Genomic DNA, 12515 nt, shown 5'->3' on the forward strand with positions numbered 1-12515 from the left:
AATGAATTCCAGCCCCAAACGCACCGCACTTCTTCTCGGCTCCAGCAAGGGGTTGGGATTTGGCGTGGCAGACGCGTTGACCCGTAAAGGTGTTGATGTGATCCTTGTCGGTCGAGATCAAGCTGCGCTGAAGTCGGCGGAAGCCAAGCTGCAAGGTCGCGATGGCTCAACCATTTCCATCGCTGGCGATTTGAGCGACCGAAACAGTGTAGCACAGATAATCGCCGAAACGGATCGACGGGTGGGCGGCATCGATATCCTGTTGCTCAATGGCGGCGGCCCTCCTCCAATTGCCGCTTCTCGCTATGACGAACAATTCTGGCAGAAGCAATTTTCAGCAATGTTTCTCAGCCAGTTGGAAATCGCCGCGCATTACCTGCCCGGCATGTGTCAGCGTGGATTTGGCCGGATCATCGCTGTTTCATCGACCAGCATTCGCGAGCCGATCCCCGGCCTCGCTGCCTCGAACGCTTTGCGCTCGGCTCTGGCCGGATGGGCCAAAACGCTCGCCACTGAGGTCGCCGGAAAAGGTGTCACTGTCAACGTCCTTCTACCCGGCCGGTTTGCGACCGAACGGACGGCCCGGCTGGACGCGATGGATGCCGCGGAGCGCGGTGTCGATCAGGACGTCGTCGCAGCGGACAGCCAGCGGGAAATTCCGGTCGGCAGATATGGGAGACCGGAGGAATTTGCAGATGTCGTGGCGTTTCTCGCCAGCGAAGAGGCAAGCTATATTACGGGGGTGGCGCTGCCGGTGGACGGGGGACTTAGCCGTTCGATTTGACGGTTCCGCACTGGTATGGAGTTATATCGAAGACAATTGGCAGGAAGAGTAAGTGATCCGGATTGAGCCACTGGCACTGCATCCACAGCATGTCACCGCACTTGTGCAAATGTTGCATACGGAATGGGGCGGGCTGAAGAACTGGTCCGATCCCGACAAACTGCGCGCCTCGCTCGAGATCCGCATGACAGCCGTGAAAGCGCCAATGACACTCATCGCGCTGGAGGGCGATCGGCTTGTCGGGAGTGCAAGCCTAAAGGTCAACGAACTACCAGAACATCCCGACAGGCTATTTTGGATCGGTGATGTCATCATCGCACCCGATCAACGTGGGCGCGGTATCGGTACAGCGATGATGCGAGCAATCGTTCGTCACGCTGCCACGCTCGGCATTTCAGATCTATATTTATATACGCCCGACCAAGAGCACTATTACCGCAAGCTCGGCTGGAACACCGTAGGCCGCAGTGATGCCAATGGCGAGGACAACGTGGTCATGCATTATGGCTGCTAAAGGCTCGGGTCCAAACCTGTCGCCCGTCAATACTATTGTCTTGTTGCCTGGTCTTGATGGCACCGGTCTTCTACTTGGCGATTTCGCGCGAGCGCTCGAAATGGATTTCAAGGTGATGACGATAGGTTATCCGCCGGAAATACCCATGGGCTATGATGACCTAATGGCATTTATTCGACCACAACTCCCCGACACCAGCTACATTATCGTTGGTGAATCCTTTTCCGGCCCGCTGGCTCTGCAACTGGCTTTAGAGGCGGATGAAAGACTGCAAGGCGTCGTATTAGGCGCATCGTTCGCCCGCGTTGACATTCGTGCGAAGTGGCTGCTGAAAATACTCGTTCGAGCGGTTTCCCCTCGCCTCGTGCCAATGCGTTTGCTGAAATGGATGCTGCTGGGTAAAAGCGCGACACCTACCATCGAACAGCAGCTCAGCGGCGCTCTGTGCACTGTTTCGGCATCCGTTCTCAGCAGACGTGCGAACGTTGCACTGACCGTTGACATGACCGAACAAGGCCATCGCATCACACGCCCCGTCCTTTACCTTCGTGCCACGCAAGACCGGCTGATCAGCAGGGCAGCTGGGGCCGATGTTGGCCGGATAGCGCAAAGGCTCACTATTGAAGATATCAGCGCGCCACATTTCCTGTTCCAAGTGGCACCGGACGAATGCGCGGCGGCAATACAAAAATTCGCAGGATCGATCGATCGGCCTTAGCGAGTGTCTACAATCCAAAGGAATGAAAATGAACGATACAGCAGGCACGCTCGATAAAGTCAGCCTCCCGGCGCAAAAGCAGCTCGAGGCTTACAATTCGAAAGACATCGTAGCGTTCATGCCTTGGTGGAAAGATGATTGCCAGTATTACGAATTTCCAGACACGCTCCTTGCGAACGGAGCGGCTGAAATCATGGCGCGTCACATCGAGCGTTTCAAAGAACCTGATCTGTTCGGTACGCTCCTGTCACGCATAGTGGTTGGCAACATTGTCATCGACCACGAGACGGTGACGAGAACTTTTCCGGAGGGAAAGGGAGAGATCGACGTTATCTGCATCTACGAGATTGAAGACAGCAAAATTGCCAAGGCTTGGTTTAAAACGAGCGAGCCCAGAATGTTCTCGCCAACAGAATAACCTGGTAATGTCGATTGCCGATCTTCCAGGTGATGGCCGCACCACGGCGTAGCTAACCCTATGACATTTTCTAGATTGTAGACAGCATACTTACCATGATCGTCATCGGTCGGAAGGGTAGCTGGATAAAAGGACTGTTGCCTTGCAATTATTCAGGGCGAACAGCGCTAAATTCCGCTATCTGTCGAAGCCCGCCGGTGATCCTCTCGGCCATTTTGATGACGACACCACGAACATTCGAGGACCAGCGAGCCGTGACGCAGCATATACGGGACGACGCGTGGAATGCCTGGACACCGGAGCTACTTTTTTATCGCCTGCGACATCAAAGCTCACCGTGGTATGTTGCTGGCGGCTGGGCTTTGGATTTGTGGCACGGCTACCAAACCCGTGATCACGAGGACCTAGAGTTCTGCGTGCTATCAGAGGATGTTGATCTATATCGCATGGTCTTATGCGAACTCGAGTTCTTCCAAGTCCTGAATGGAGCAACTGCCCATCTTGCCCCGGCAACGACGCCTCTACCGAACGTCTCCCAAATTTGGGGGGCCGATTTGGACAACCAATGCTGGCGCGTAGACATGATGATTGAGCAAGGCACGCTAGATGATTGGTTTTAAAGCGCGACCCTTCGTTCCGTTTGCCAAGATCTGCCGCTGTCCAAAAAACGCCAGGTGGCATTCCTTATCTCGCTCCCACTCTTGTCCTTTCTTCAAGGCCAAGCACCTTCGTGACAAGGATATGCAAGACTTCAGTACCGCATTGCCGAAGCTGGACGCTCAGCAAAGAAGCGATCTGGGGTCTTGGTTGAGGGCGAGGTATCCCGGTCATCAATGGATTTCATCGCTCCAATAGAAGTGCGATCCCCTCTTTTGGCGCTATTCGTAAGGCTCATCTACCACCGGTGGCTGAAACTCCAGTCCGCGGTTCTCCATGAGCGCTTGTCCCGACCGAAACAAAGGCCATGGGGCTTCTTCAAGTCGCCGAAGGTTGGCCGCCATCTTCTCAGGATCATCGTCTGTCCCTGAACGGTATGGACCAGCAATCAAGATGAGCACGGGTTAGCCTCCGAAAAAGTCCGAACAGGAGTAAAAATGTGTAGCGCGGCGTACTGCAAAAGCATGATTGTTTTTGCGTCCCGGATAATCCCGCGAGAGACCATATCCAGCGCATCCTCGATCGAGGTCTCGAGAACGGCGATATCTTCCCCTTCGTCCTCATTACCGCCACCCTGACCCGCCCGATCATCAGGTTCATATTCTCCCACGAAGAAATGAAGCCGTTCGGTCACCGAGCCTGGGCTCATAAAAGCATCGAAAATCTGCCGAACCTCGCGCACGCGGAACCCGGTCTCCTCTTCCGTTTCTGCCTTGATCCGTGTCTCCGGATCGGCATTATCCAGTAACCCGGCAGGTGCCTCGATCAGCAAATCGTCATGGCCGTTTACGAATGCTGGATAGCGAAACTGTCTTGTCAGGATTACTTTTCGACGAACGCGATCGTAGAGAAGGATGGTCGCTCCGTTTCCTCGGTCGTAGGTTTCGCGCGACTGCTGTTGCCAACTTCCGTCAGCTCGACGGAAGGAGAAGTCAGTCTTCTTCAGTATGTACCAGTCGTCAGACAGCACAGTGACCCCGTTCACGCGGACACGATCGGAAATGCTCATTACCTGCTCCAGTTACTCGACAAGCCATGTGGATTTTCGTGAGGATTCGTGCAATATCGTGCAGAGTCAAGAACTATTTGCGGGATTGCCATGCTGACGGTTGAACGAAAATCTCTAATCCAAAAGGTATTGCAACGGGATGGGCGTTTGGTGGCAAAGGCGTTCAGTCAGGAGCTCGGCATTTCGGAAGACACTATTCGGCGCGATCTTCGCGAGCTTGCAGCAGAGGGTTTGTTGCAGCGGGTCCACGGTGGAGCGCTTCCGGCGTCGGCGGCTGAGGCGGACTTCGCATCACGCCAGGCGACAGCAACCTCAGCCAAATCGTCCCTTGGCCTCGCCGCTGCTCGATTGATTGCCTCAGGTCAGATCGTTTTCCTGGACGGAGGCACGAGCAACATACAGTTAGCTCGACAAATCCCGCGGGATCTGAGAGCGACCGTCATCACGCACAGTCCAAGCATCGCCGTCGAATTGGTTGAACATCCGTCGATCGACGTCGAAATGATCGGCGGTCGATTGTTCAAGCATTCTATCGTCACGGTGGGCTCCACCAGCGCTGAAGCCATTGCGCGCATTCGAGCCGATATCTTCTTCATGGGGGTAACAGGCATGCATCCCGAGACGGGCGCGACGACAGGTGATGCAGAGGAAGCATCAATCAAACGCTTGATTGCTAGACAATCAGGTGAGACGGTTGTGATTGCTACGAAAGAAAAACTCGGCGCAGCATCGCCCTATCAAATCGTCCCCTTGAGCGAAATCACAACATTAGTCACTGAACGTCGCGATGATGCCGAACAGCTTCGGCCATTTAAGTCCAGTACGGTTACAGTCGTCGAGACGGATCATTAGACCCGACGGCGCGCCTCACCACTTCGCGAAACCACTGATGTGCGGGATCGTGCGTGCGCCGATCATGCCAATTCACCGTGAATGAGAATTCCGGTATGGAAAATGGCGGTTCAAGGACAATGTTATTACCAGACATGCCAAGCGGTCCCACCGCTCGGCTGGCTATCGTAAGAATCAGATCTGTGCCCGATACCAAGTTTTGAGCGACACTCCAATGAGGCAGCGCCAGAGCAATTCTCCGGGAAAACCCTAATTTTGCCAGCGCGACATCTATCTCGTTGCCTCCAACCTCCTTCATGGCAACCAGAATGTGTGGACGCTGCAGGTAGGCCTCCATAGTAAGGGTACCTGATCCTTCATCCGCATCATCGGCTACCACGCAGACAAACCGTTCGTTGAACAGGACCGAACCTGCGAAGTTTGTGGGGCTTTCGGAAAATACACCGAGCGCCAGATCGACTTCCCCGTCCATGATCTGCCGGACCATGCCGCTTCGGTCAGAATGGGTGACGACAACGGATACGGCCGGCGCCTCATGTCTGAGCATTGGCATAAGCTGGGGTAGAAGAACGGCCGAGCCATAGTCCGACATGGCGATCCGGAACTGTCGCACTTCATTCGCCGGGTCAAACTGCTCTGGACCGACGACCATTCGGATCTGGTGCAATGTGTCTGACAATAGCGGAACGAGTTGCTGCGCCCTGGTGGTCAGCACAAATGTTCCGTCTCTCCTAACAAGCAAGGGGTCATCGAACATATCTCGCAATCGCGCGAGCGCATGGCTTACGGCAGGCTGGCTCATTCCCAACCTAAGTGATGCGCGAGAGACATGCCGCTCGGCCAAAACCGCATCTAGGACCACCAGGAGATTGAGGTCGACACCCCTAAGATTATTCACCGTGCTCATATTTCGAATATTATTTAAGAATTTCCATTCTGCAAATGGATGATCCATCATTCTCCCAGTACGGAGATTAAGTCCATGAACCAACTCTATTTGCTCATCCCCGCTATCATCACCGGGGCGGCTGTCCCCTTCCAAGCGGGTGCAAATGCCGCTCTCGGGCGCAGCCTCGGCCATCCACTGTGGGCAACCGCAGTTTCGCTGCTTGTCAGCCTCATCTGCATCATACCGATAATGCTTGCCGCTCGGATCGATACCCCCCTCTTTACTGCCGCGGCTCAGGCTCCACGCTGGATATGGATCGGCGGCCTGGTCGGTGCACTCTATGTCACCGGGGCGCTTATCATCGCGCCAATGTTGGGTGCAGCGAATTTTATCGTAGCAATCATCCTCGGTCAGTTACTCGCATCGGCCGCATTGGACCAGTGGGGCCTGATGGGCTTCCCGAAACAACCGGTAACGCCGACCCGAGTTATCGGGCTTTCCGTCGTATTCGTGGGCATTTTGGTCATGCAGTGGCAGACCATTATCGGTAGCTCGAGCCGTGGATGACACAGATTTGGATAAGCGTACGATGAAAATCCTGCACATTGACACCAGCATTTCGGGCGAGGCCTCTGTAAGCCGCGTGGTGTCTGCCGAAGCCACGGCTCGCCTCTTGAGACTGCATCCACAGGCACAAATCGCTTACCGGGACCTGGCGTCAGATCCGATCCCACACCTGGATGGGGACAAGAACTCCGGATGCTCTTCATCGCTGCAGGTAAGGAGGTCGAAGAGCGTCGCGAGAGTGTGAGCGACGACCGTATGGATCGCTTCAGGTAATGGGTCCGTGTCCTAGCACGAACGATGCTTAATACCTTCGAAAGCCCGAAATACGGATGCCGGCATTTAGATCACAGCCAAAAGTTGAGATATTTTCAATTTTATTCACCTTTAATATTTCCACGCGCGTAATAAGCATACGCTAAATATCTACGGGCACACTGAAGGGCCCTGTAATGGACATTGCATCGAAAAAGAACGCGCTGAAGGCATTTCTCACTGTGCCCAATGACAATCCGAGCCTGCTCGTCGCACAGTACTGCGCGTTCTCACAGCAGATGCCTATGATGTATTTCATACTGCTCACAAGCACTTGGGCCTTGGCATTAACCCATGCTCCCTTTGCGCCGCTTTGGCTGACAATAGGAGTGCCACTGCTTTTCACGGTATGCTGCGCTCTCAGAGTGGCGTTCTGGTGGCAAAACAGAGGGATTGAGCCAAATGCGGAGATTGCCCATGCCGCGCTTAAACGAACGAACCGCCTGTCCTTCATCATCGCCGTAGCATTCACAATTTGGTCGTTCTCATTGGTGCCCTACGGCGACGCGTATTCCAGGTCCCATGTCGCGTTTTATATGGCTATCACCGTCATCTCCTGCATCTTCTGCCTGATGCACCTCCGATCGGCGGCCTTTATCGTCACTGTTATCGTCAATGGCGCGTTTGTGGTTTTCTTTTTCGCGACTGGTCAGCCCACCTTCATCGCCATTGCAATCAACGTTTTGTTGGTGTGCATCGGCATGATGTCGATACTCCTGACCAATTACAAAAATTTCGAAAAAATGGTTCTGTCACAACAGCGCAGCGAGGCTTTGAGCAACGAAAACATACTGTTGGCGAACCAAGATAGTCTTACGGAGCTGCCCAATCGCCGCGCATTCTTCTCGCATCTCGAGTCCGAACTTCGAACTGCGAATGAGGCAGGGACACGTTTGGCGCTGGGCGTTATTGACCTAGACGGCTTCAAACCCGTCAACGACTTGTACGGTCACTCGGTGGGAGACAAGCTACTCTTAGATGTGAGCCGCCGCCTGCTTTCGAATATAACAGCCAGCCGAGCGTTCCGTCTTGGCGGGGATGAGTTTGCGATAATTGCTCCGGTGATTCCAGACGACGACGCCCTGGTACAAAATGCGAACGCGATCTGCGAGCGACTCCGAGCGCCCTACCATATGCCTGAAGGCATTGTTCACGTCTCGGCATCGATGGGTATAGCCGTATTCCCATCTTCGGCGCTCACACTTGAAGAGCTTTTCGATCGAGCTGACTATGCTTTGTACAATGCCAAAAAGACCCGGCGAGGCAGTGCCGTGCTGTTCGATAAGCAGCATGAAGAACAAATCAACATAGAGGCGAGAATCCAACACCTTCTAAGACAGGCGGACTCGCAAGCCGAGCTGTCGGTCGTTTACCAGCCAATCGTGGAAGCGGGCACCGGGAAGATCCACAGTTTCGAAGCACTGGCGCGATGGAACAGTCCGGTCCTCGGATACGTACCACCTTCCAGTTTTTTCTCTATAGCCGAGCGCGCAGGCATCGTCAGCACCCTAACCCGCCCGTTACTGCGGCGTGCGCTTTCAGCAGCGGCTGCATGGGATCCGGAAATCAGGCTGTCGTTCAACCTCTCGGCACACGACCTCAACACCGCTGAAGGCGTTCTTTCGTTGATCGGGATTGTCGAAAGCAGTGGCTTCGACGCAAAACGACTCGATTTCGAGATCACGGAGACGGCTTTTGCGCATGATTTCGATCAGATCAAACAGTCCGTCGGTATGTTGAGACTGCTCGGATGCGGGATTTCACTTGACGACTTCGGCACAGGGTACTCCAGTTTGACAAGACTTCATGCCCTTCCCCTTACGAAGATCAAAATCGATCGTAGTTTCGTAACACAGCTTCATGAGCGTCCCGCTAGTTACAAAATCGTCAAATCGCTCATAGCGCTGAGCCAGGACATGAGCTTGGATTGCGTCGTTGAAGGGGTCGAGACCGCCGAAGAGCTTGCCGCGCTGATAGACCTCGGTGCTCCGCTCGTCCAGGGGTACCTGTACTCACGCCCCTTGGACGAATATCTCGTGGGTGAGTACCTGATGGCGCAAACCCGAGGAGTTAAAGATCAGTCGGGGATGTGATGGCGAAAGCTTGACGTCGAAGAAGTTTGCGCTGACGGGAACACGATCAATCCCGCGAGGTTGTGTGCCGGTACGTGCAAGGAGGATGCATGCCCCGGTATTTCTACAACGTCCGAACCGCAGGTGTTCTCGAAGAGGACAAACACGGGGCCGAATTTCTCACCTACGAACTTGCCTATGAAGAGGCCATTCGCTCCGCTTGCGAGATAGTTGGCGAGCTGATTGCAACCGGCAGCGTTGTTGACAGTCGGGCTTTTGAAATCACCAACGAGGCGGGAGAGATCCTTGACACCCTCCAATGACGTCGGTCATACGCTTCGAATAGCATCCCCACATCCGAATGCGGCCGCTCAGCTACAGTCCCACGCAAGCTCTCAGCAGTACCGCTGCGGACATCGCCATCGGCGACCCCCTCAATGATGGCGTAGGGAGGCTGGCTACCATTAGTAGCTTGCCTTCCGTTCACATGGTTCTTGGGTGCTGAGACGTAGCGAATGCCACCCACGATCGTGCCGTCGTCCGCATGAAGGAAGTTGGTTGCGGGGTCGACAACGAAAGTCTCGCCAGCGGCCAAGCATTCGATGATTGCGGTCTCGCCGTCACCCGACCCGTGGCCTCAATTACCTGCTCTTCATCACTCATGATTTCCCCCTTGTGTTATCTGGAATCACTTGGACATGTTCGCCGACATCCAATTCGCGAATTGCTTCTGAAAGGTTGGCGTCCCGTCTAGGCCTTTCGCCATTCGAGCGCAGGCCTCCCTGACGAACTCGCGGTGCCGGCAGGTCAGACGCCAAGCTTCGTCCTTATGGATGAAATCCGGACCACCGACGTGTCCGGATAAGTGCGCGAGAATTTCATCTTCCAATCGCCTGAACCTGAGGCCCAGTTCTAGCTCTGCGGCCTGGATTTTGTCGCGTTGACGGCTTGTTTGCAGCCAGGCGAAGACTGGAGCGATGAGGCGTTGAAACGTCTGTTTGGACCGAGGAGCGTAGGCTGCCAATTGGTCCGTGATCGGCGGAGGTGAAACGATTTCCTCCATATCGTCCCCTCTCGTGGTGGTTAACTGTGCGCAAACGCAATCTGTTAACTTTGCGTTAGATGCCGATTGGCATTGGTAGCGCGTCGCGGCCAGTTGCTCGGAGTTGGTTCATGCGCGTGCCAGGATCTATCGTCCTATTCGCAATCCCCATTATCGCGGTTCTGATGTTCGGCGCCTCATTGGCGCTCGACCGGCTAGAAGGGGTCGACCACACCATGACCGGCTCAATCCAGCGCGTACGTTAGCAGACGCTTGGGAACCTCCTAGATCATGAGAAGTTGTTAGAGACTGACATGTTCAGGAGGATGTTATGGTTGCTTCGTTTCTCATGAGCGGTTTCGTGGTCTTGGTCCTTGCTGGCCTCGGGATATGGTTCGCTAAGGGCTGGAACGATGACGACGGTCCGGTCTGCCGGGATCGTGAAGCCAAACGCGAGCAGTGGCGTAGCCGCCAAGCTGAGCGCGATGAGTGGCGCGATGCATCACGCTACGGATAGCCAGCCTTGAACGAGGCTAACTGCCTGCGACGCTGCGTCTGCTGGTGTGATAGCCGAAACACCCGCCACTTGATGGCCAAGCTTGCAAAGCGCCGCATGCCGATCCTTCTGCGCGGTTGAGAGCCGTCGTTTGCCGACCTTGTTCTCGATCATCCGGATCTGGCCGCCGGCGAGATAGATGCGAAGATCAGCCTCGCCGGGCGTCATGACAGCCGCAATGGCCTCTTGCTGAGCGCGTGAACCGCGCTTGGCGGCATTCTGGTCGCCGGCTAGCAGAAACTGCTTCCCGTATGTCGGCATAGCGCGGAGGGCTCGGACCTGAGCCGCCTGCAACTCCCATTCCATGGGCGGCGCTGGCTTGGTCATGATCTTGCCGCTGGCTGAGGTGCGGATGATGGTACGAGCACCGTTTATGCGAACCGTCTGCTTTGTGGGTATCTTCGCCATGTCGATCTCCTTCTTGGAGATTTATTATGGGCGGCGCGCAAAAAGTCAGGTTGCATATTTCGACAGGGTGCCTGCCCGCCCAGTTCTTTCAAAAATATCTACTGGGCACCGTGCGCGCAGCACACCGCCCTGCACGGTTATGAAAACGGGTTACTGGAAGGTGCCAGGTTGTATTTTTTTGCGGCAACAACAGTTTCATCCGATGGGTCGAGTAGACCCGTAGCTAGCTCAAGGCTTCTCGGTTATTGACCCCGACGGGTTTGTCGTCGGCACTGATCCACCTGTTCCGCTCTGCGAATGAGGAGTCCTGTCCGTCGGAGCATTATTACCAGTACCGGCAGCAGGAGCTTGTGCTGGCGGCTGCTCCGGACCGGACTGAGGCACTACGGTGTTCTGCTGCGCGGCTGGCGGATCCGTTGCTTCTCCCCACCACTCGGCCCAACCCCACGCGATAACCGCCATCACTAGGCCCGCCGCAAGAACTAGCAGTACCGGCACGCCAGTGCGCCCTTGCCGGGCTTCCGTGCCATTCTCGACAACTTGGTCATCTCTTCGATCCATCGCAAAGGCTCCACCGGTTTCAGACAATAACCTAACCCTACGAAATTTGTTCCAAGCCCGCTGGCCGTTCCGCATCGCGGCCCTTGGCTCTAACATTTTACATAGCCACGAGCAGGGCGCGTGCTATGAAAGACGATGCAAGAACAAAACAAGACCGCCCTCGTCCTTGACGATGAGATGCTGATTGCGCTCGACGTAGAGGCGATGCTTTTCGACCTTGGATATGCTCGCGTGACCGTAGTCCCTAGCGTTGGCGAGGCCTTGGACTATTTGAAAGACCAGAAACCGGACGTGGCGGTGATTGACTACCACGTTCGCGGCAAGAATTGCGAGGCGGTGGCAGGTGCGCTCCGGAGCTTGGGCGTGCCGACCGTCATCCACTCTGGGACGCATTTCGATCCTGGATATCACGGAGTGTTCTTTGCCGATTTCCCGTGGCTAAGCAAACCGGCATCGCGAGAACATCTATCCAGTGCGCTTGCAGCTTCGATGGATCAGTCAAAGTTGACCACTGACTGAAACGGCACAGCTTCGATCATCTCGCGATCTTCTGAGACAATCTCGAATGTCTCGTTGGAAAGAGATTGTCCGTGCCAAAGCCCGTCGGACACCATCTCCTGAGCGGCTCGCACTGCTTCCGATCTCGCCTCCTCAGATGATCCGAAATCTGCCTCGAAGGTCTCGCTCAGCGAGCCATCGGAATTGCGGACTTGAAAGTGGAATTTTGTCATTTCACACCGGCGTCATTAGAGTTAACTAACGAAAAAGGGACAAGGGCCGCGACGATGAAACGCCCGGCCCTCTCGCTTGCTTCGTTCTGCTCCAGCACATCCGTGGTAGCCGATCGAAGCCAAACCATGAAGATTACTTGTTCATCTTGTCGTAATCGAACTTCGGCGCGGCAGTGAGAGCTTCCTTGTTCGTATCGACGTAGGCCTTCCACGTGCCGTTGTCGTCGGCAATCGCCATGGATGCCGGATCGATAACGACGTAGCTGCTGCCGAGGCCCAGGAAACCGCCAACGCTTGCGATCACGCCAATGACCGATTTGCCGTCACCGATGACGGCCTCCAACGCCATCGGCGAGATCGGCGCAGTTTTGCCGCCACGTTTGGCATTCATGGCGATGTCGGCGAGCACGAAGAACTTGCGACGG

General features: G+C 55.2%; 16 protein-coding genes and 2 pseudogenes. 11 read left to right on the forward strand and 7 right to left on the reverse strand.

The window, feature by feature from the left end:
* Window position 1: 1 nt before the first annotated feature.
* From J2T09_RS24190 to J2T09_RS24210, 5 genes are all read left to right on the forward strand, one after another.
* Window positions 2–784, forward strand: coding sequence for an SDR family oxidoreductase (locus J2T09_RS24190; protein ID WP_306839433.1), 783 nt, complete (start codon window positions 2–4; stop codon window positions 782–784).
* A 52-nt stretch (window positions 785–836) separates the two neighbouring features.
* Complete coding sequence (locus tag J2T09_RS24195; protein WP_306839435.1) at window positions 837–1298, forward strand: GNAT family N-acetyltransferase; 462 nt, start codon at window positions 837–839, stop codon at window positions 1296–1298.
* On the forward strand, window positions 1288–2016 hold the full coding sequence (locus J2T09_RS24200) for an alpha/beta fold hydrolase (protein ID WP_306839437.1): 729 nt from the start codon (window positions 1288–1290) through the stop codon (window positions 2014–2016). The genes J2T09_RS24195 and J2T09_RS24200 overlap by 11 nt, the downstream gene beginning before the upstream one ends.
* Before the next feature lie 28 nt (window positions 2017–2044).
* Window positions 2045–2434 (forward strand): nuclear transport factor 2 family protein, encoded by a 390-nt coding sequence (locus J2T09_RS24205; protein ID WP_306839439.1) that lies wholly within the window; start codon window positions 2045–2047, stop codon window positions 2432–2434.
* 95 nt (window positions 2435–2529) lie between these two features.
* Window positions 2530–3054, forward strand: a complete 525-nt coding sequence (locus J2T09_RS24210; RefSeq protein WP_306839442.1) for a nucleotidyltransferase domain-containing protein — start codon at window positions 2530–2532, stop codon at window positions 3052–3054.
* Between the two features lie 312 nt (window positions 3055–3366).
* Here the strand turns inward: J2T09_RS24210 and J2T09_RS24215 are convergent.
* Together J2T09_RS24215 and J2T09_RS24220 are read right to left on the reverse strand one after the other, a co-directional pair.
* Window positions 3367–3492, reverse strand: a pseudogene (locus J2T09_RS24215) (DUF4406 domain-containing protein); the annotation flags it as partial.
* Window positions 3480–4100 (reverse strand): NUDIX domain-containing protein, encoded by a 621-nt coding sequence (locus tag J2T09_RS24220; protein ID WP_306839444.1) that lies wholly within the window; start codon window positions 4098–4100, stop codon window positions 3480–3482. The pseudogene J2T09_RS24215 and the gene J2T09_RS24220, both read right to left, overlap by 13 nt.
* Before the next feature lie 90 nt (window positions 4101–4190).
* On the opposite strand from J2T09_RS24220, the gene J2T09_RS24225 reads away from it, so the two are divergent.
* Complete coding sequence (locus J2T09_RS24225; protein ID WP_306839446.1) at window positions 4191–4952, forward strand: DeoR/GlpR family DNA-binding transcription regulator; 762 nt, start codon at window positions 4191–4193, stop codon at window positions 4950–4952.
* On the opposite strand, the gene J2T09_RS24230 is transcribed toward J2T09_RS24225, so the two are convergent.
* Window positions 4927–5907, reverse strand: a complete 981-nt coding sequence (locus tag J2T09_RS24230) for a LysR family transcriptional regulator (protein ID WP_306839448.1) — start codon at window positions 5905–5907, stop codon at window positions 4927–4929. The two genes, J2T09_RS24225 and J2T09_RS24230, sit on opposite strands and share 26 nt — an antisense overlap.
* A 27-nt stretch (window positions 5908–5934) precedes the next feature.
* Here J2T09_RS24230 and J2T09_RS24235 point away from each other — a divergent pair, with 27 nt between their 5' ends.
* From J2T09_RS24235 to J2T09_RS24245, 4 genes are all read left to right on the forward strand, one after another.
* Window positions 5935–6408 carry a DMT family transporter gene (locus J2T09_RS24235; protein WP_306839451.1) on the forward strand — a complete coding sequence of 158 codons (474 nt, stop codon included), beginning with the start codon at window positions 5935–5937 and terminating at the stop codon, window positions 6406–6408.
* Window positions 6409–6430: 22 nt separating this feature from the next.
* Entirely contained in the window at window positions 6431–6652 is a 222-nt protein-coding gene (locus J2T09_RS27680; RefSeq protein WP_373458623.1) for an NAD(P)H-dependent oxidoreductase, read from the forward strand.
* A 205-nt stretch (window positions 6653–6857) separates the two neighbouring features.
* Complete coding sequence (locus J2T09_RS24240) at window positions 6858–8813, forward strand: putative bifunctional diguanylate cyclase/phosphodiesterase (protein ID WP_306839452.1); 1956 nt, start codon at window positions 6858–6860, stop codon at window positions 8811–8813.
* 89 nt (window positions 8814–8902) lie between these two features.
* A complete protein-coding gene (locus tag J2T09_RS24245; RefSeq protein ID WP_306839454.1) occupies window positions 8903–9115 on the forward strand; it encodes a DUF6894 family protein in 213 nt (70 codons plus the stop codon).
* A 365-nt stretch (window positions 9116–9480) separates the two neighbouring features.
* Here the strand turns inward: J2T09_RS24245 and J2T09_RS24250 are convergent, their stop codons facing one another.
* Window positions 9481–9855 carry a hypothetical protein gene (locus J2T09_RS24250; RefSeq protein WP_306839456.1) on the reverse strand — a complete coding sequence of 125 codons (375 nt, stop codon included), beginning with the start codon at window positions 9853–9855 and terminating at the stop codon, window positions 9481–9483.
* Window positions 9856–10336: 481 nt separating this feature from the next.
* Complete coding sequence (locus J2T09_RS24255; RefSeq protein WP_306839459.1) at window positions 10337–10798, reverse strand: VRR-NUC domain-containing protein; 462 nt, start codon at window positions 10796–10798, stop codon at window positions 10337–10339.
* 696 nt (window positions 10799–11494) lie between these two features.
* Between J2T09_RS24255 and J2T09_RS24260 the strand changes: the two genes are divergently transcribed.
* On the forward strand, window positions 11495–11878 hold the full coding sequence (locus tag J2T09_RS24260; protein WP_306839460.1) for a response regulator: 384 nt from the start codon (window positions 11495–11497) through the stop codon (window positions 11876–11878).
* On the opposite strand, the gene J2T09_RS27685 is transcribed toward J2T09_RS24260, so the two are convergent.
* Both J2T09_RS27685 and J2T09_RS24265 read right to left on the reverse strand, forming a co-directional pair.
* The gene (locus tag J2T09_RS27685) at window positions 11854–12090 is read right to left on the reverse strand and encodes a DUF6894 family protein (protein ID WP_373458626.1); all 237 of its coding nucleotides are present in this window, start codon (window positions 12088–12090) and stop codon (window positions 11854–11856) included. The two genes, J2T09_RS24260 and J2T09_RS27685, sit on opposite strands and share 25 nt — an antisense overlap.
* A gap of 133 nt (window positions 12091–12223) precedes the next feature.
* Window positions 12224–12515, reverse strand: a pseudogene (locus tag J2T09_RS24265) (hypothetical protein); the annotation flags it as partial.

Origin of the sequence: Neorhizobium huautlense, assembly GCF_030811685.1 — a bacterium.
GTDB classification, from domain to species: Bacteria; Pseudomonadota; Alphaproteobacteria; order Rhizobiales; family Rhizobiaceae; genus Neorhizobium; species Neorhizobium huautlense_A.